Raw genomic sequence first — 16,575 nt, 5'->3', positions numbered from 1 at the left:
CTGCTCAGCCGCCCAGGCCGCCGAAACCTCCCCCGCTGAAGCCGCCGCCACCGGGCGCGCAGCCGCCGCCGCATTCGTTGATGCAGGGCTGGATGATGGTGCAGGCGCGGATCGTGCAGGCCTGCACCACGCAGGGCCGGATACATTGCGAGATCACCGTGCATTGGCTGATCACGCAGGGGCGGACGCATTGCTGGATCACGCAGGCATCCGGCACCGGGGTCAAGGCCGGGCTGGCCGCAGCCGCCGCGGGCTGGGCCGTGGCCATCATCGAGGCGACCTTGTTATAGGCGCGCATTTCCTCTTCGGTGACCTGCAAGCCCTTCAGCTTGTCCTCAAGCTCGGCCACCCGCATTTCCAAGGTCTTTTCCGTCTCCTTCTTTTCACCACCGGCCATCGTGGAATCCTCCGCCAGAACGTGGGTTGCTCCATTTTTCGATCCTATCACGGAATCTTGCGTCTCAGTAATGTTTTCGTGAACGCAGGTGGTTTTGGACAAACCCATAATCGAAAAGATTATTGCCTTCGCATTCTCCTCATTCCCGCTTCCGGGATGAGACGGGATGTGGATTTTTCCATCCCTGAAAATGAAACGTCGAACCTGTCTTTTGCCGGCAGGAAAAGAATGCCGGGATCTTCCCGGGGTTGTGCTGCGCCGCGATTCGCGCCGGCCGGCAATTCCCGCGGACAGCGGGGTCCACGCCCGGCTTTCCGGGTGGTCGTGCAAGGGAAACGTTCCGGATGAGTATTTGGGAAACGGTGAAAGCCGGGCGCAAGGGAAAGCGGCCGGCCTTGCGGGACCGGCCGCCATGCCTGCGGCGTCGGTGAGGCGGGTCAGAAGCTGCGCGAGACCGACAGCTTGAAGTTCCGCCCCGGCGCCGGACCGCTGAACCAGGTGGCGGGAGTATAGTCGCGGTCGGCAATATTGTCGACGCCGACATGCAGCTCGATGCCGGCCGCCGCCCCGGATTGCGGCGTCCAGGTGGCGAAGACGTCGTGCACGCCATAGCCGGCGCGATGTTCGCCATCCGCCTTGTCACGGCCCTTGGCCAGGGTGCTGCGCAGGCCCAGCCGCCAGGCGTCGCTGGCCTGCCAGATCGCCTGCAAGGTCACGCGGTCGTTCGGAAGCGTGTCCAGCACCGTGCCGTCCTGATCCTTGCCATCGACGACCGAGACCGCAGCGCCCAGTTCGAAGGCGTCGATGCTGTAGGTCGCCTCCAGCTCGCCGCCGCGCAGATAGGCGCGGTCGATGTTTTCATAGGCCGGCATCGGCGCGGGCGCATTGGTGCGCACGATCATGTCGTCGATATGGTTTCGGAACAGCGTCAGCTTCACCACCGCCTCGTCGCTCGCGGTGAGGATGCCGCTGCCGCGATAGGACAGGCCCAGTTCGATGTTCTTGCCCTTCTCGTCCTTCAGGTCACCCGAAGGCGCGCCTCCCATGAAGCTGTCGTAAAGCTCGTCCACCGTCGGCATGCGGTTCACGAAAGCCACCGAACCAAAGACCGACAGGCTGTCGTTCAGGCGGTAGATGGCGGCGACCTGCGGTTCGACCGAATCCGCGTCGTAGGTGTCATCCGTCACCGTGACCGAGGATTTCGGCTCGGTGCGCTGCTTTTCGTAACGCAGGCCGGAATTGATCGTCAGGTCGCCCCAGGTCAATTCTGACAACGCATAGGCGGCCCAGGCGCGGGTATAGGCCTCGGGATGCGAACTCGACGGAACGCTGGAGGAGCGGTCCTGTTTCAGCACCTCGGCACCGGTGGTCAGGTGGTGGTCGTAACCCGCCCCAGACAGGTCTGCGACGTTGCTCAGCTTGAATTTCCACAGCCGATAGTCGCGTTCTCCCAGCAGAGAAGCCATGATCGGCTCGTCCGGGTCGTCGCCCTGCCGCACGTCCTTGAGCGTGTTGGTATAGGACAGCGTCGCGGTCAGGTCGATGTAGCGATTGTCTTCGGGGTTCCAGCCCCAGATGAAGCGCGCGGTCTGGTCGCGGGTCGTGATGTCGCCAACCCCCCAACCCGGAAAGCCGGGAAACAGCCCGGCCTGCGCACCTTCGAGCTGGTTGAAGTCCTGATCGTCGCCCTTGGCCTCCAGATGCTGGTAGGAGAAGGCGACATACTGGTCGCCGAAGGTCTTCTTCGCTTTCAGAAGCAGGTTCGGCGTCTTGGAGTTCGCGCGCACGGTGGTATTGCCGTCCGCATCCTTGGTATCGCCCAGCTTGCGCCAGGAAAATGCAGCGAGCGCCTCGAAATCCTCAGCCGGGCGCCAGCCAAGCGCGACGCTGCCCAGCACCGTGTCGGGATTGCTGGCATAGCCCAGCTTGGCCCGGCCGCCGAAAGTCTGGCCCTCGGCAATCAGGTCGCTGGCCTCGATCGTCTCCATGGCGATCACGCCGCCAAGCGCGCCCGAACCGTAAAGCGTGGACGAGCCGGGACCGCGCAACACCTCGACCTGGCGCAGGAAGTCCGGTTCCACGAACAAGGCGCCCTGGCGATAGGATTCGTAATATTTCTCTTCCCCGTCGATCAGTTGGACGATGCCTGATTCCGAAGCCGCGGCCCCCGAAGAACCGAATCCGCGGATGTTGAACCCCTGCCCGAAGAAACTGCCCGAGCCGACGCCGGCGACGCCGGGCACCGTGGCCAGCACCTCGCCGATATGGCCGGGGTCGATGTCCTGAAGCTGCTGGCTGTCGACCACGGAAACCGATTGCGGCACCTCCGAGGCCACCTTGGGCTTGCCGGCGCGCAGCACGATCTGGTCGAGCACATAGGTGGACTGGGCAGTCCCGGCCCCGGCGCGTTCCTGCGCCAGCAGCGGGTGCGTAAAGGTCAAGGCGGTCAGGCAGGTGGTTCCGGCCAGCAACGCGCCGCGAATCGAATGGCGTGGCATGTGATCCCCGTCGTCATGTCATGAAGTTTCCGGCTGGCCACGGGGCTGGCATCTTGCGCGGGTTAAAATAATCTTAGTAAAACTGTCAATGATTCCTTGCGCATCGCTCCGGGGCGGACCGGGCATGCAACAGCAGCGAAAGGCACTGCGATGACCGATCATTCTCCGGCGGCTCTGCGCCGCATCCTGGCCGAGGACGGCGGCCGCCCCTTTGACCTGGCCGAGCGGCTGGGCGTCCCCGAGGCCGCGCTGGTCGCGGCCCGGGTCGGCCACGGCGCCACCCGCATCGACCCGCTGCCCGGCCGGCTCATCCCGCAGGTGCAGGCCCTGGGCGAGGTGATGGCGCTGACCCGCAACCGCTCCTGCGTGATCGAGAAGGTCGGCACCTATAACGATTTCCACGATGGCGAGCATGCCGCCATGACCGTGGACCCCGAGATCGACCTGCGCATCTTTCCGCGCCATTGGGTGCATGCCTTCGCGGTCCAGCAAGAGGCCGAGACGGGCACCCGCCGCTCGATCCAGGTCTTCGACGCGGCGGGCGATGCCGTGCACAAGGTCCATCTGCGCGAGGGCTCGGACCAGACGGCCTGGGAGGCGCTGCGCCGTGAATTGGCGTTGCCGGACCAGTCGGACAGCGCCCGATTCGAGCCCCGCGCGCCGGCCGAACCGCCCAAGGCCAGCGGCGAGCGCGCCGATGCGCTGCGCCGGGAATGGGCCGGCATGACCGACACGCATCAGTTCAACATCCTGATCCGCCGGCTCAAGATGAACCGGCTGGGCGCCTATCGCATCGCCGGCGCGCCCCTGGTGCGGCCTCTGGCCGTCGAGGCGGTGCCGGCGCTGCTGGAGCGTGTCCATGCCGGCGGCGTCGGCGTGATGTTCTTCGTCGGCAACATGGGCTGCATCGAGATCCATTCCGGCAAGCTCCATTCGCTGAAACCCATGGGGCCGTGGCTGAACGTGATGGACCCGCGCTTCAACCTGCATCTGCGCGGCGATCACGTCGCCGAGGTCTGGGCGGTGGACAAGCCGACCAAGCGCGGCCCGGCGATCTCGGTCGAGGCGTTCAATGCCGAGGGGGCGCTGATCTTCCAATGCTTCGGGCTGCGCCCGGAAAAGGGCGGCGATGCCGAGCAATGGGCGGCGCTGGTCGCCGGCCTGCCGGCGCTAGCCGAGGCGGCGGAATGAAACGGCTGGCCCTCGCCCTGATCCTGCTGGCCGGCACGGCCGGCGCGGACAGCTATCCCGAGGCCCGGCGCGTGCTGTCGCTGGGCGGCTCGGTGACCGAGATCGTCTATGCGCTTGGCGAAGAGGCGCGGCTGATCGGCCGCGACACCACCTCGAACTGGCCGCCCGAGGCCAATGCCCTGCCCGATGTCGGCTATGTCCGCGCGCTGTCGCCCGAAGGGGTGCTGTCGGTCTCGCCCGACCTGATCGTCGCCGAGGACGGCGCCGGCCCGCCCGAGGCGGTCGCGGTGCTTGAATCGGCCGGGGTGGCCTTTGTCAGCGTCGCGGAACGCTATGACGCCGAGGGCGTGCTGGACAAGGTCGATGCGGTGGCCGAGGCGCTCGGCGTGCCGGAAAAGGGCCGCGCGCTGCATGAACAGCTGGCGGCCGACCTGCAAGCGGCCCTGGGTCGGGCGCAGGCGGTGGGGACGCCGAAAAAGGTGCTGTTCGTGCTGTCCTTGCAGGGCGGGCGGGTCATGGCCGGCGGCGCGGACACCGCGGCGGACGGCATCATCCGCCTGGCCGGGGCGCAGAACGCCATGCAGGGCGTCCAAGGCTACAAGCCCGTCACCGATGAGGCGGTGATCGAGGCCGCGCCCGATGTCATCCTGATGATGCGGCGCGGCGACGAGCGGGTGGATGCCGAGGCGAATGGCGGCAGCAGCCACACGGCGGCGAAGGAGGCCGTGCTGGCGATGCCGGCGCTGGCCCAGACGCCGGCCGGACGCGCGGGGGCGGTGGTGATGATGGACGGGCTGAAGCTCTTGGGCTTCGGCCCCCGCACCGGCGAGGCGGCGGTCGAGCTGCATGACCTGATCTATGCGGGGTCGTGATGGTGGCCGTGACGCCCGACCTTCGCCCCGAACGGCTGGAAGGCGACCGCAGCCATCGCGCCCGGCGCCTTGGCCTGTTCCTGGCGCTACTTCTGGCCGGGGTGGCGGTGATCTCGCTGGGCTGGGGCGCCTCGGGGACCTCGCTCGCGCGGGCGGTCTCGGACCTGATGGCGGGGCGCGAGCTTGCGGTGCAGGACCGGGTGGTGCTGATGGACATCCGCCTGCCGCGCGTGCTGATGGGCATCTTCGTCGGCGCCTCGCTGGCGGTTTCGGGCGCGGTGATGCAGGGGCTGTTCCGCAACCCGCTGGCCGATCCGGGCATCGTCGGCGTCAGCTCCGGCGCCTCGCTGGGCGCGATCCTGGCCATCGTGCTGGGCAGCACGCTGCCAGCCGGGATCGCGGCGTTCTTTGGCTGGTATCTGGTGCCCGTCGCCGCCTTTGCCGGCGGCTGGCTGACCACCATGGCGCTTTACCGCATCGCCACGCGGCGCGGGCGCACCTCGGTCGCGACCATGCTGCTGGCCGGCATCGCGCTGGCGGCGATCATGGGGGCGCTGTCCGGCGTGGTGATCCTGCGCGCCAACGACCGGGAATTGCGCGACCTGACCTTCTGGGGCCTCGGCTCGCTGGCCGGGGCGAACTGGCCCAAGCTGCTGGCCGGGGCGCCGATCATGGCGCTGGCCCTGCTCTACGCCCCCTGGCTGGCGCGCGGGCTGAACGCGCTGGCGCTGGGAGAGGCTGCGGCCGGCCATGTCGGCATCCGGGTGCAGAAGGTCAAGAACCGCGCCATCCTGACCGTCGCAGCCGCTACCGGCGCAGCCGTGGCGGTCTCGGGCGGCATCGGCTTCGTCGGCATCGTCGTGCCGCATCTGCTGCGGCTGGCCAGCGGGCCGGATCACCGCTGGCTGCTGGTCAACTCGGCACTTCTGGGCGCGGTCGCGCTGCTGCTGGCCGACATGGTCAGCCGCACCGTCATCGCCCCGGCCGAGCTGCCGATCGGCATCGTCACAGCCATCATGGGCGGGCCGTTCTTCCTGTGGATCCTGCTGCGCAACCGGGGGGTGCTGGACCTATGAGCCTGATCGCCACCGACATCCGGGTCAGCCTTGGCCGCAAGGAGATCCTGCACGGCGTCTCGGTCGAGGCGCGGGCGGGCGAGTTCACCGCCCTCGTCGGGCCGAACGGCTCGGGCAAGACCACGCTGATGCGCAGCCTGACCGGAGAGCTGCCCTGCCGCGGCCGCATCGCTCTGAACGGCAGCGACATCGCCGGCCTGTCGCCCGAGGAGCTGGCGCGGCGCCGGGGCGTGCTGCCGCAGGCCGCCGCGCTGTCATTCCCCTTCACCGTGGCCGAGGTGGTGCGCATCGGCGTCGAGGCCCGCGGCGAGCGCGCCGATGCGCTGGTTCCCAAGGCGCTGGCGGCGGTCGATCTGCCGGGCTTTTCCGGCCGGCTCTACCAGGAGCTGTCGGGCGGCGAACAGCAGCGGGTGCAGCTTGCCCGCGTGCTGGCGCAGGTCTGGCAGCCGGTCGATGATGCGGGCCCGCGCTGGCTGATGCTGGACGAGCCGGTCAGCAGCCTCGACATCGCCCATCAGCTGACGGTGATGCGGCTGGCCGCCGATTATGCCCGGACCGGCGGCGGCGTGGTCGCGGTCATGCACGACCTGAACCTGACCGCGCTTTTCGCGCAAAAGCTGGTGCTGATGAGCGGCGGGTGCGTGCTGTGCCAGGGCCGGCCCGAGGAGGTGCTGACCGACGAGGCGCTGTCTCGCGCCTATGGCTGCCGGCTGCGCGTCAATGCCGTGCCCGACAGCGGCATCTGGGTGCTGCCGCACGCGGCAGCGTGACCGGCCGGCCCCGGTCCCTGCGCGCCGGGTGCCGCGACCAAAGGCCGCGCCCATTTACAAGCCCGGTCCACCATCCGCATATTGGACATGACCCCACGAAGGGAGAGGGCGGATGCATGCCATGCTGCTGGAGAGGATCGGCGCGCCGCTGGTCTGGACCGAGCTTCCCGACCGCGAGCCCGGACCGGGCGAGATCCGCGTCCGCGTCTCGGCCTGCGGCGTCTGCCGCACCGACCTGCATGTGGTCGATGGCGAATTGCCCGACCCGGTGCTGCCGATCATCCCGGGGCACGAGATCGTCGGCCGGATCGAGGCGCTCGGCCCCGGCGTCGCCGGCCTTGCCCCCGGCCAGCGGGTCGGCATCCCCTGGCTGGGCCATAGCTGCGGCGCCTGCCCCTATTGCCGCGAGGGGCGCGAGAACCTGTGCGACGCGCCGGGCTTTACCGGCTACACGCGGGACGGCGGCTATGCGACCGCGGTGATTGCCGACGCCCGTTTCGCCTTTCCCCTGGGCGAGGCGGGCGAGGACGTGGCGCTGGCGCCCCTGCTTTGCGCCGGGCTGATCGGCTGGCGCGCGCTGGTGATCGCCGGCGAGGCGCCGCGTCTGGGGCTTTACGGCTTCGGCGCCGCGGCGCATATCGTCGCGCAGGTGGCGGCGTGGCAGGGCCGTGCGGTCCATGCCTTCACCCGCCCCGGCGACCTGCGCTCGCAGGAATTTGCGCGCAAGCTGGGCGCGGTCTGGGCCGGCGGCTCGGATCAGGCGCCGCCCGAGCCGCTGGATGCCGCGATCATCTTCGCCCCGGTGGGCGAGCTGGTGCCGGCGGCGCTGAAGGCGGTGCGCAAAGGCGGCCGCGTGGTCTGCGCCGGCATCCACATGAGCGACATCCCGGCCTTTCCCTATGCGCTGCTCTGGCATGAACGCCAGATCGCCTCGGTCGCCAACCTGACGCGGCAGGACGGGCTGGACTTCCTGTCCCTCGCGCCCCGAATCGGCATCGCGACCGAAACCACGACCTATCCGCTGCGCGAGGCCAATCGCGCGCTGGACGACCTGCGCGCCGGTCGTTTCGACGGCGCGGCGGTGCTGGTGCCCTGACCCATCCGCCGGGCGCGGCGGCGCCCGGCCAGACCCCTTCCTTACCGGGACCCGCTGCCATGAAGGAAACGGTGAACACCCCCGAAACCGGCCCCGTCGGGGCCGATGCCGCGCCCTATGGCGCCATAGACCGGCTGCGCGAGACGGTCGCCGCCGGCTTCGGCACCGGCGTCTCGCCGCTGGCGCTCGGCATGGCGCTGATCGACTGGTCGGCGCATCTGGCCGCGGCGCCGGGCAAGCGGCTGGAGCTGGCCGACAAGGCCGCGCGCGAAACGGCCGAGCTTCTCGCCCATATCGCCACGCTTGCCGCCGATCCGACGGCGGCGCCGGTGATCCGGCCGCCGCCGCAGGACCGGCGCTTCGCCGCCGCGGCCTGGCAGAGCCCGCCCTTCAGCATCTGGGCCCAGGGCTTCCTGCTGGCGCGGCAATGGTGGCACGAGGCCACGCATGACGTGCCGGGGGTCAACCCGCATCACGAGAATCTCTTGTCAGCGATGGTGCAGCAATGGCTCGACATGGCCTCGCCGGCGAACCTGCCCCTCACCAATCCCGAGATCATCGCCCGCACCCTGCGGACCGGCGGGCTGAACCATCTGGCCGGCATGCGCAACTGGTTCGAGGACATGGCGCGGCTGGCCGCCGGCCAGCCCCCGGTCGGGGCCGAGCAGTTCCGGGTCGGCCAGGAGGTCGCGGCGACGCCCGGCAAGGTGATCTTTCGCAACCACCTGATCGAGCTGATCCAATACGCCCCCGCCACCGAAACCGTGCTGGCCGAGCCGGTGCTGCTGATCCCGGCCTGGATCATGAAATACTATATCCTCGACCTGTCGCCGGAAAACTCGCTGGTCCGGCATCTGGTGCAGGCCGGGCATACGGTCTTCTGCCTGTCCTGGCGCAACCCCACCGCCGAGGACCGCGACCTGACGCTGGACGATTACCGCCGGCTGGGGGTGATGGCGGCGGTGGAGGCGATCTCGGCCATCCTGCCCGGGCGTGGCATCCATGCGGCCGGCTATTGCCTGGGCGGCACGCTGCTGGCCATCGCGGCGGCGGCCATGGCTCGGGCCGGGGACGGGCGGCTGGCCAGCGTCTCGCTGCTGGCGGCGCAAACGGATTTCGCCGAGCCGGGGGATCTGGCGCTGTTCATCGACCATGACCAGCTCAACAGCCTGGAAGGCGTGATGCGGCAGCGCGGCTACCTGACGGCCGAGCAGATGCTGGGCGCGTTCCGTTTCGTGCGCGCGAACGACCTGGTCTGGCCGCGCCTGGTGCGCGCCTATCTGATGGGCGAGCGCGAGCCGATGACCGACATCCTGGCCTGGAGCAGCGATTCGACGCGCATGCCCTATCGCATGCAGGGCGAATATCTGCGCCGGCTCTATCTGGAGAATGCGCTGGCCGGCGACCGGATGCTGGCGGATGGCCGGATCGTGGCGCTGCGCAGCATCCGCGCGCCGATCTTTGCCGTCGGCACCGAGGAGGATTACGTCGCGCCCTGGCGATCGGTCTATCGGCTGCACTGTCTCAGCGATGCCGAACTGACCTTTGTGCTGGCGGACAAGGATCATCTGGCGGGCATCATCTTCGATCCCGCCCAGCCGGGCAGCCATTACCGCATCGCCACCCGGGATCCCGACGACACCTGCCTGCCCCCCGAGGATTGGCTGCGCACCGCCGCCTGGCGCGAGGGCTCCTGGTGGCCGGCCTGGAGCGACTGGCTGGCCCGCCTTTCCGCCGCCGGCCGGGTGGCGCCGCCGGGAATGGGCGCTGCGGCGGCGGGCTATCCCGTGCTGGAGGACGCGCCGGGCAGCTATGTTCGGCAACGCTAGGCCAGCAGCGCGGCGGCCTCCATCGCCATCATCCGCTCTTCGTTGGCGGGGATGACCAGGGGGACGAAATCGCCCAAGGGCGCCATGCGGCGCAGGATCGCCTCGCGCATCGGGGCGGCGTTCTCGCCGATTCCGCCGGTGAAGACCATCGCGTCGATGCCGCCCAGCGAGACCGCCATGGCGGCCGCCGCCTGCGCGCATTTCAGCGCGAAGTAATCCAGCGCGAAACGCGACTGCGCCGAGCCGTCCGTCAGCAGCGCCGCGACATCGTTCGAGCGGCCCGACATGCCCAGAAGGCCCGACCGGTTATAGATCAGATCCTCGATCTCCTCGGGCGCCATGCCGAAGCTGCGCTGCATCAGCAGGATGGCGCCCGGATCGACCGCGCCCGAGCGCGTACCCATGGGAATGCCGTCCACCGCGGTCATGCCCATGGTGGTATCGACGCTGCGCCCCTGACGCATCGCGCAAAGGCTGGCGCCATTGCCCAGATGCGCGGCGACGACCCGGCCGCGATGCAGCTCGGGATGATCGCGCGCCAGAACCTGCGCCAGCCATTGATAGGACAGGCCGTGAAAGCCATAGCGGCGCACACCCTGCTCGAACAGCGGCTCGGGCAGGGCGAAATGGGTGAACAGCGGATCGCGCCCGGCATGGAAGGCGGTGTCGAAGCAGGCCAGGTTCGGCACAGCCTCGCCCACCAGCCGGCGGGCGGCGGCGATGGCGGCCAGGCCATGCGGCTGGTGCAGCGGCGCCAGCGGGATCAATTCCCGCAGGTCGTCCAGCACCTTCGGCGTCACCGGGGTCGAGCGGGTGTAGCGGGTGCCGCCATGCACGATGCGATGCGCCACCGCCTCGATCCGCCAGCCCTCGTCATGGGCATCGACGAAATCCAGCACCGCCTGCATGGCGGCGGCATGGTCGCCGCCAACGACGAGGCTGCGGATCTCGGGCCCGTCGGCCAGCCTGGCCACCAGTTCGGCATCCGCGCCGATGCGGCTGACCGCGCCGCGGGCCAGCAGCGCCAGGCTTTCGCGCGCGAAGACCCGGAATTTCAGGCTGGACGAGCCGGCATTCAGCGTCAGGATCGCCGCGATCATTTCACCTGCCCCAGCCGGCGCGCCTCGGCCATCAGCACGGCGAGCGCGGTGGACAGCATCCGGGCGCGCACGGAATCGGCGCGGCTGGTCAGGATGACCGGCACCCGCGCGCCCAGCACGATCCCCGCCGCATCGGCGCCGCCCATGAAGATCAGCTGCTTGGCCAGCATGTTGCCGGATTCGATATCGGGCACCAGCAGGATGTCTGCCTGCCCCGCCACCGCCGAGACGATGCCTTTTTCCCGCGCCGCCGCCGGGCTGATCGCATTGTCGAAGGCCAGCGGCCCGTCCAGCTCCGCGTCCTCGATCTGGCCGCGATCGGCCATCTTGCACAAAGCCGCCGCGTCCAGCGTGGCCTGCATCTTGGGATTGACCGTCTCGACCGCGGCAAGGATCGCGGCCTTGGGCCGGGCCGGTCCCCAGAGCACCCGCCAGAGCACGATGGCATTGTGCAGGATATCCGCCTTGACCATCAGGTCTGGCGCGATGTTGACCGCCGCATCGGTGATGATGAAGGGGCGCGGGTAATCCCCGGTCAACATCAGGAAGGCGTGGCTGATCCGCCGCTCGGTCCGCAGCCCGCATTGCGGGTGGATCACCGCGCCCAACAGCTCGTCGGAATGCAGCGAACCCTTCATGATCGCGCCGACCTGGCCGGCCGCGGCCATCTGCGCGGCGCGGGCGGCGGCGGCGTGGCTGTGTTCGGTATCGACGATCTCATAGGCGTCGGGGGCCTGGCCGGCCTCGGCCAGCGCGGCGGCGATGCGGGCGGCGGGACCGACCAGCACCGGCTCGATCAGCCCGGCGGCGACCGCGTCGCCCACCGCTTCGAACACGGCATGCTGCACCGGATGGACCACGGCGGTGCGCAGCGGCGGCAGCCCGGCGCAACGGTCGATGATGGCTTGATAGGCGTCGGTCATCGCTATCCTTCCGTTCTGGCGCGAGTCCTGATGCCGAGAATCCCGATATGCCCACCGGGGACAAGCAAAATCCCGACCCTCGCCCGAAATGCCGCGGGAAATGCCGGCCTGCTGCGACGATCCGACACGGGCAATCCGGGGGGTCAGCCGGTCGTGCCCAGCAGCCGCGCCATCTCGGCGCGCAGTTCCGCCAGTTCGAAGGGCTTGGCGATGAAGCCGTCGGCGCCAAGCGCCAGCCCCTTGCGGCGCTCGACCACCGAGCCGCGGGCGGTCATCAGCAGCACCCGCACGTCGCGCAGGCCCGGATCGGCGCGCAGCGCCTCGACGATCTCATAGCCCGAGATGTCGGGCAGCATGATGTCGAGCAGCACCAGGTCGGGCCGGTTGGCGCGGATCTCGTCCAGCGCGCCGGCGCCGCCGGCAATCCGCCTGTAGCTGTGGCCGGCCCGTGCCAGCAGGAATTCCAGCGCGGCGGCAATATTGTCCTCGTCCTCGACGATCAGGATATGGGCCATCACCCCCTCCGAAGGATCGGATACCGGATGTGGGCCAGGCGACCCCATCCGGGACGGCGATGGCCCGCCCCAGGGGGCGGGCCGGCGTTTTCAGTGCGACGAGGCCTCTGCCGCGCCGATCCCGGTTTCCGAGCGCACCTGCTGGGACAGGAAGCCCGCCCGGTCGATGCGCGCCCGCGCGCCGTTGTCCATCTTGGACACCAGCCAGATGCCCAGGAAGGCCAGGGTCATCGAGAACAGCGCCGGCGAGGTATAGGGGAAGGGCGCCGATCCGGCCGGGTTGCCCAGCGTGGCCTCCCAGACCGAGGGCGACAGGATCGTCAGCACCACCGAGGAGATCAGCCCCAGGAAGCCGCCGATCACCGCGCCCTTGGTCGTGCAATCCTTCCACAGCACCGACATGAACAGCACCGGGAAGTTGGCCGAGGCAGCCACCGCGAAGGCCAGCGACACCATGAAGGCGATGTTCTGGTTCTTGAAGGCGATGCCCAGCACCACCGCCACCAGGCCCAGCACCAGCGTGGTGATGCGCGAGACGCGCAGCTCGCTGCCCGGCGCGGGATTGCCGTTCTTGATCACGGTCGCATAGAGGTCGTGGCTGACCGCCGAGGCGCCCGAGAGCGTCAGGCCGGCGACCACCGCCAGGATGGTGGCGAAGGCCACGGCCGAGATGAAGCCCAGGAAGACGTTGCCGCCCACCGCCTTGGCCAGATGCACCGCCGCCATGTTGCTGCCGCCGACCAGCGCGCCGGTGCCGTCGAGGAACTCGGGATTGGTCAGCACGAAGGTGATGGCGCCGAAGCCGATGATGAAGGTCAGCAGATAGAAGTAGCCGATCCAGCCGGTCGCCCACATCACCGACTTGCGCGCTTCCTTGGCGCTGGGAACGGTGAAGAAGCGCATCAGGATATGCGGCAGGCCGGCGGTGCCGAACATCAGCGCCATGCCGAAGCTGATCGCCGAGATCGGGTCCTTGATGAAGGTGCCCGGACCCATGATCGACTGACCGGCGACGGCAGCCTCCTCGGCGGTCTTGCCGCCGGCGGTGGCCAGTTCGGCCTTGACGCGCACGGCATCGGCGAACATCGCCTCGGGGCTGAAGCCATAATGCCACATGACCATGAAGGACATGAAGGTCGCGCCGCCCAGCAGCAGGCAGGCCTTGATGATCTGCACCCAGGTGGTGGCGGTCATGCCGCCGAACAGCACATAGATCATCATCAGCGCGCCGACGATCACCACCGCGATCCAGTAATCCAGCCCGAACAGCAGCTGGATCAGCGAGCCGGCGCCGACCATCTGCGCGATCAGGTAGAAGGCCACCACGACCAGCGTGCCCGAGGCGGCGAAGATGCGCACCGGCGTCTGGGCAAAGCGGAAGGCCGCCACGTCGGCAAAGGTGAAGCGGCCCAGGTTGCGCAGCCGCTCGGCCATCAGGAAGGTCAGGATCGGCCAGCCGACCAGGAAGCCGATCGAATAGATCAGCCCGTCATAGCCCGAGATCATCACCGCGGCCGAGATCCCCAGGAACGAGGCGGCGGACATGTAGTCCCCGGCGATGGCGAGGCCGTTCTGGAAGCCGGTGATGCCGCCGCCGGCGGTATAGAAATCCGCCGCCGACTTGGTCCGCGACGCCGCCCATTTGGTGATGTAGAGCGTCGCCAGCACGAAAGCCGCGAACATGACGATGGCGGTCCAGTTCGTCGCCTGTTTCTCGGCGCCCTGGATCACGTCGGCGGCCATGGCGCCGCCGGGCGCGGCCACAAGCGCGGCCACCAGGCCGCTGCGCAGGATATTGCGATTCATTTCAGCGCCTCCCGCCGGACCTTCTCGCTCAGTTCGTCGAACTCGCTGTTCGCGCGGCGCACATAGATGCCGGTGATGATGATGGTAAAGACGATCACGCCAAAGCCCAGCGGGATGCCCCAGGTCATGACGCCCTCGCCGATCCGCGTGGCGAGCAGCTCCTTGTCGAAGGCGATCAGCAGGATATAGCCGTAATAGACGACGAGCATCGCGATCGTCAGGATCCAGCCATAGCGGGATCGCTTCGCTTTCAGTGATTGGTAATTCGGATCTGCGGCGATCCGTTCGGCCAGATTGTCTTGCATCGGGGTCGTGCTCCTCCACTGCCACGATCTGCGGTCTTCTCGGCCGCGCCGGCGCCAGGCCGGCGAGGCGGAGCTTTGCTGGAACGGTTGTCGACAGGCGGCGGGCTCCTCCAGCCAAGCCGCAGCCAGTCCATGGGCGCGGCCTCGCGCCCATGGTGATGGTGTCTTGCGCCCGGGCCGGCGGTCCGTGGCCGGCCCGCAGCCGTCAGTGACGGTTCATCCGGTTCGCGATCAGCTCGTCCACCACACCGGGATCGGCCAGCGTCGAGATGTCGCCGAGCGCACCGAAATCGTCCTCGGCGATTTTGCGCAGGATGCGGCGCATGATCTTGCCCGAGCGGGTCTTGGGCAGGCCCGGCGCCCATTGGATCAGGTCGGGCTTGGCGATGGGTCCGATCTCGGTGCGCACCCATTTCTCCAGGTCGGCGCGCAGCTCGTCGCTGGGCTCGACGCCGTTCATCAGGGTGACATAGGCATAGATGCCCTGCCCCTTCAGCGGATGCGGATAGCCGACCACCGCCGCCTCGGCCACCTTCTCATGCGCGACCAGCGCCGATTCGACCTCGGCCGTCCCCATGCGGTGGCCCGAGACGTTGATGACGTCATCGACCCGGCCGGTGATCCAGTAATAGCCGTCCTTGTCGCGGCGGCAGCCGTCGCCGGTGAAGTAATAGCCCGGATATTGCTGGAAATAGGTCTCCATGAAACGCTGGTGATCGCCCCAGACCGTGCGCATCTGCCCCGGCCAGCTGTCGGCGATGCAGAGCACGCCGTCGACCTCGGCGCCCTGGCCGTCCTGCGGCACGCCGGTTTGCGGATCCAGCACCACCGGCTTGACGCCGAAGAAGGGCAGCGTCGCCGAGCCCGGCTTGGTCTCGATGGCGCCGGGCAGCGAGGTGATCATGTGGCCGCCGGTCTCGGTCTGCCACCAGGTATCGACGATCGGGCAGCGGCCCTTGCCGACATGCTTGTCATACCAGACCCAGGCCTCGGGGTTGATCGGCTCGCCCACCGTGCCCAGCACGCGCAGGCTCGACAGGTCGTATTTCTCGACCCATTCCGGCCCCTGCCCCATCAATGCGCGGATGGCGGTCGGCGCGGTGTAGAACTGGTTGACCCTGTGCTTTTCGCAGACCGCCCAGAAGCGACCGGCATCAGGCCAGGTCGGCACGCCCTCGAACATCAGCGTCGTGGCGCCGTTGGCCAGCGGGCCATAGACGATGTAGCTGTGGCCGGTGACCCAGCCCACATCGGCCGTGCACCAGAAGATGTCGCCGTCCTTGTAGTCGAAGACGTATTGATGCGTGATCGCGGCATAGAGCAGATAGCCGCCGGTGGTATGGACCACGCCCTTGGGCTTGCCGGTCGAGCCCGAGGTGTAAAGGATGAACAGCGGATCCTCGGCATTCATCGGGCGCGGCGGGCAGTCGGGGCTGACCTCCTCCATCAGCTTCAGCACGTCCACGTCGCGGCCGTCGATCCAGGTGGTCTGGTCGCCGGTATGCTTGACCACCAGGCAGCGCACCCGGTCCGAGCAATGCAGCAAGGCGGCGTCGGTGTTCGACTTCAGCGCGGTCTTGCGGCCGCCGCGCGGCGCGCCGTCGGCGGTGATGACCAGCTTGGCACCCGAATCGTTGATGCGGTTGGCCAGCGCGTCGGGCGAGAAGCCGGCAAAGACGATGGAATGGATGGCGCCGATCCGCGCGCAGGCCAGCATGGCATAGGCGGCCTCGGGGATCATCGGCAGGTAGATCACCACCCGGTCGCCGCGCATCACGCCCTGGCTCAGCAGCACATTGGCGAAACGGTTCACCTTGTCCGAGAGCTCGGCATAGGTGATGTGGCGCGCCGGCTGGTTCGGGTCATCCGGCTCGAAGATGATCGCGGTCTGGTTCGCGCGCTTGGGCAGGTGGCGGTCGATGCAGTTGACCGAGGCGTTCAGGATGCCGTCCTCGAACCATTTGGTCGAGACCTGGCCCATGGTGAAATCGGTGTTCTTCACCTTGGAATAGGGCTGGATCCAGTCGAGACGCTTGCCCTCGCGGCCCCAGAACCCCTCGGGGTCCGAGATCGATTCGGCATACATGCGGGCATAATCGGCCGGCTTGACAAGGGCATCCTCGAAGCCCGGCGGAATGGGATGTTTCGCAACATTTTCAACAGACATGACGCGCCTCCTCTACTCGCGATAGGGTCG

The 16,575-nt window shown here is 68.4% G+C and carries 14 protein-coding genes; 6 read left to right on the top strand and 8 right to left on the bottom strand.

Going from position 1 to position 16,575, the window contains the following annotated elements; translation table 11 throughout:
* Nucleotides 1–4: 4 nt before the first annotated feature.
* On the bottom strand, nt 5–397 hold the full coding sequence (locus AQY21_RS11140) for a hypothetical protein (protein ID WP_058097731.1): 393 nt from the start codon (nt 395–397) through the stop codon (nt 5–7).
* 437 nt (nt 398–834) lie between these two features.
* Complete coding sequence (locus tag AQY21_RS11135; RefSeq protein ID WP_058097730.1) at nt 835–2,895, bottom strand: TonB-dependent receptor domain-containing protein; 2,061 nt, start codon at nt 2,893–2,895, stop codon at nt 835–837.
* Between the two features lie 150 nt (nt 2,896–3,045).
* On the opposite strand from AQY21_RS11135, the gene AQY21_RS11130 reads away from it, so the two are divergent.
* The 6 genes from AQY21_RS11130 to AQY21_RS11105 all read left to right on the top strand — a co-directional run bounded on the left by AQY21_RS11130 (nt 3,046) and on the right by AQY21_RS11105 (nt 9,729).
* Nucleotides 3,046–4,086, top strand: coding sequence for a hemin-degrading factor (locus tag AQY21_RS11130; protein ID WP_058097729.1), 1,041 nt, complete (start codon nt 3,046–3,048; stop codon nt 4,084–4,086).
* Nucleotides 4,083–4,958 carry a hemin ABC transporter substrate-binding protein gene (locus tag AQY21_RS11125; protein ID WP_058097728.1) on the top strand — a complete coding sequence of 292 codons (876 nt, stop codon included), beginning with the start codon at nt 4,083–4,085 and terminating at the stop codon, nt 4,956–4,958. Before AQY21_RS11130 ends, AQY21_RS11125 begins: the two co-directional genes overlap by 4 nt.
* Complete coding sequence (locus tag AQY21_RS11120; RefSeq protein ID WP_058097727.1) at nt 4,958–6,034, top strand: iron ABC transporter permease; 1,077 nt, start codon at nt 4,958–4,960, stop codon at nt 6,032–6,034. Before AQY21_RS11125 ends, AQY21_RS11120 begins: the two co-directional genes overlap by 1 nt.
* Complete coding sequence (locus tag AQY21_RS11115; RefSeq protein ID WP_058097726.1) at nt 6,031–6,804, top strand: heme ABC transporter ATP-binding protein; 774 nt, start codon at nt 6,031–6,033, stop codon at nt 6,802–6,804. The genes AQY21_RS11120 and AQY21_RS11115 overlap by 4 nt, the downstream gene beginning before the upstream one ends.
* A gap of 112 nt (nt 6,805–6,916) precedes the next feature.
* The gene (locus AQY21_RS11110; RefSeq protein WP_058097725.1) at nt 6,917–7,900 is read left to right on the top strand and encodes a zinc-dependent alcohol dehydrogenase family protein; all 984 of its coding nucleotides are present in this window, start codon (nt 6,917–6,919) and stop codon (nt 7,898–7,900) included.
* Nucleotides 7,901–7,959: 59 nt separating this feature from the next.
* Nucleotides 7,960–9,729 (top strand): alpha/beta hydrolase, encoded by a 1,770-nt coding sequence (locus AQY21_RS11105; protein WP_058097724.1) that lies wholly within the window; start codon nt 7,960–7,962, stop codon nt 9,727–9,729.
* On the opposite strand, the gene AQY21_RS11100 is transcribed toward AQY21_RS11105, so the two are convergent.
* From AQY21_RS11100 to acs, 6 genes are all read right to left on the bottom strand, one after another.
* A complete protein-coding gene (locus tag AQY21_RS11100; RefSeq protein ID WP_058097723.1) occupies nt 9,726–10,829 on the bottom strand; it encodes an acetate/propionate family kinase in 1,104 nt (367 codons plus the stop codon). The genes AQY21_RS11105 and AQY21_RS11100 overlap by 4 nt on opposite strands.
* Nucleotides 10,826–11,758 carry a bifunctional enoyl-CoA hydratase/phosphate acetyltransferase gene (locus AQY21_RS11095; RefSeq protein ID WP_255374799.1) on the bottom strand — a complete coding sequence of 311 codons (933 nt, stop codon included), beginning with the start codon at nt 11,756–11,758 and terminating at the stop codon, nt 10,826–10,828. Before AQY21_RS11095 ends, AQY21_RS11100 begins: the two co-directional genes overlap by 4 nt.
* A gap of 137 nt (nt 11,759–11,895) precedes the next feature.
* Nucleotides 11,896–12,267: a response regulator transcription factor gene (locus tag AQY21_RS11090; RefSeq protein ID WP_058097721.1), complete on the bottom strand. Its 372-nt coding sequence runs from the start codon at nt 12,265–12,267 to the stop codon at nt 11,896–11,898.
* Between the two features lie 90 nt (nt 12,268–12,357).
* Nucleotides 12,358–14,073 carry a cation acetate symporter gene (locus tag AQY21_RS11085; protein ID WP_058097720.1) on the bottom strand — a complete coding sequence of 572 codons (1,716 nt, stop codon included), beginning with the start codon at nt 14,071–14,073 and terminating at the stop codon, nt 12,358–12,360.
* Nucleotides 14,070–14,378 (bottom strand): DUF485 domain-containing protein, encoded by a 309-nt coding sequence (locus tag AQY21_RS11080; RefSeq protein ID WP_058097719.1) that lies wholly within the window; start codon nt 14,376–14,378, stop codon nt 14,070–14,072. Before AQY21_RS11080 ends, AQY21_RS11085 begins: the two co-directional genes overlap by 4 nt.
* A 205-nt stretch (nt 14,379–14,583) precedes the next feature.
* The gene (gene acs / locus AQY21_RS11075) at nt 14,584–16,545 is read right to left on the bottom strand and encodes an acetate--CoA ligase (RefSeq protein ID WP_058097718.1); all 1,962 of its coding nucleotides are present in this window, start codon (nt 16,543–16,545) and stop codon (nt 14,584–14,586) included.
* Nucleotides 16,546–16,575: the final 30 nt, after the last annotated feature.

It is taken from the genome of Paracoccus sp. MKU1 (assembly GCF_001447385.1).
In the GTDB taxonomy this organism is placed as follows: domain Bacteria; phylum Pseudomonadota; class Alphaproteobacteria; order Rhodobacterales; family Rhodobacteraceae; genus Paracoccus.
Note: the sequence above shows the minus strand (reverse complement) of the source record. Positions and strands in the feature narration are given on the sequence as shown.

Excerpts from the sequence above, each read along its gene's own strand:
- AQY21_RS11120 (WP_058097727.1), top strand. The coding sequence starts at position 4,958 with ATGGTGGCCGTGACGCCCGACCTTCGCCCCGAACGGCTGGAAGGCGAC.
- AQY21_RS11110 (WP_058097725.1), top strand. The coding sequence starts at position 6,917 with ATGCATGCCATGCTGCTGGAGAGGATCGGCGCGCCGCTGGTCTGGACC.
- AQY21_RS11130 (WP_058097729.1), top strand. The coding sequence starts at position 3,046 with ATGACCGATCATTCTCCGGCGGCTCTGCGCCGCATCCTGGCCGAGGAC.
- AQY21_RS11105 (WP_058097724.1), top strand. The coding sequence starts at position 7,960 with ATGAAGGAAACGGTGAACACCCCCGAAACCGGCCCCGTCGGGGCCGAT.
- AQY21_RS11115 (WP_058097726.1), top strand. The coding sequence starts at position 6,031 with ATGAGCCTGATCGCCACCGACATCCGGGTCAGCCTTGGCCGCAAGGAG.
- AQY21_RS11125 (WP_058097728.1), top strand. The coding sequence starts at position 4,083 with ATGAAACGGCTGGCCCTCGCCCTGATCCTGCTGGCCGGCACGGCCGGC.
- AQY21_RS11080 (WP_058097719.1), bottom strand. The coding sequence starts at position 14,378 with ATGCAAGACAATCTGGCCGAACGGATCGCCGCAGATCCGAATTACCAA.
- AQY21_RS11085 (WP_058097720.1), bottom strand. The coding sequence starts at position 14,073 with ATGAATCGCAATATCCTGCGCAGCGGCCTGGTGGCCGCGCTTGTGGCC.
- acs (WP_058097718.1), bottom strand. The coding sequence starts at position 16,545 with ATGTCTGTTGAAAATGTTGCGAAACATCCCATTCCGCCGGGCTTCGAG.
- AQY21_RS11090 (WP_058097721.1), bottom strand. The coding sequence starts at position 12,267 with ATGGCCCATATCCTGATCGTCGAGGACGAGGACAATATTGCCGCCGCG.
- AQY21_RS11135 (WP_058097730.1), bottom strand. The coding sequence starts at position 2,895 with ATGCCACGCCATTCGATTCGCGGCGCGTTGCTGGCCGGAACCACCTGC.
- AQY21_RS11140 (WP_058097731.1), bottom strand. The coding sequence starts at position 397 with ATGGCCGGTGGTGAAAAGAAGGAGACGGAAAAGACCTTGGAAATGCGG.
- AQY21_RS11100 (WP_058097723.1), bottom strand. The coding sequence starts at position 10,829 with ATGATCGCGGCGATCCTGACGCTGAATGCCGGCTCGTCCAGCCTGAAA.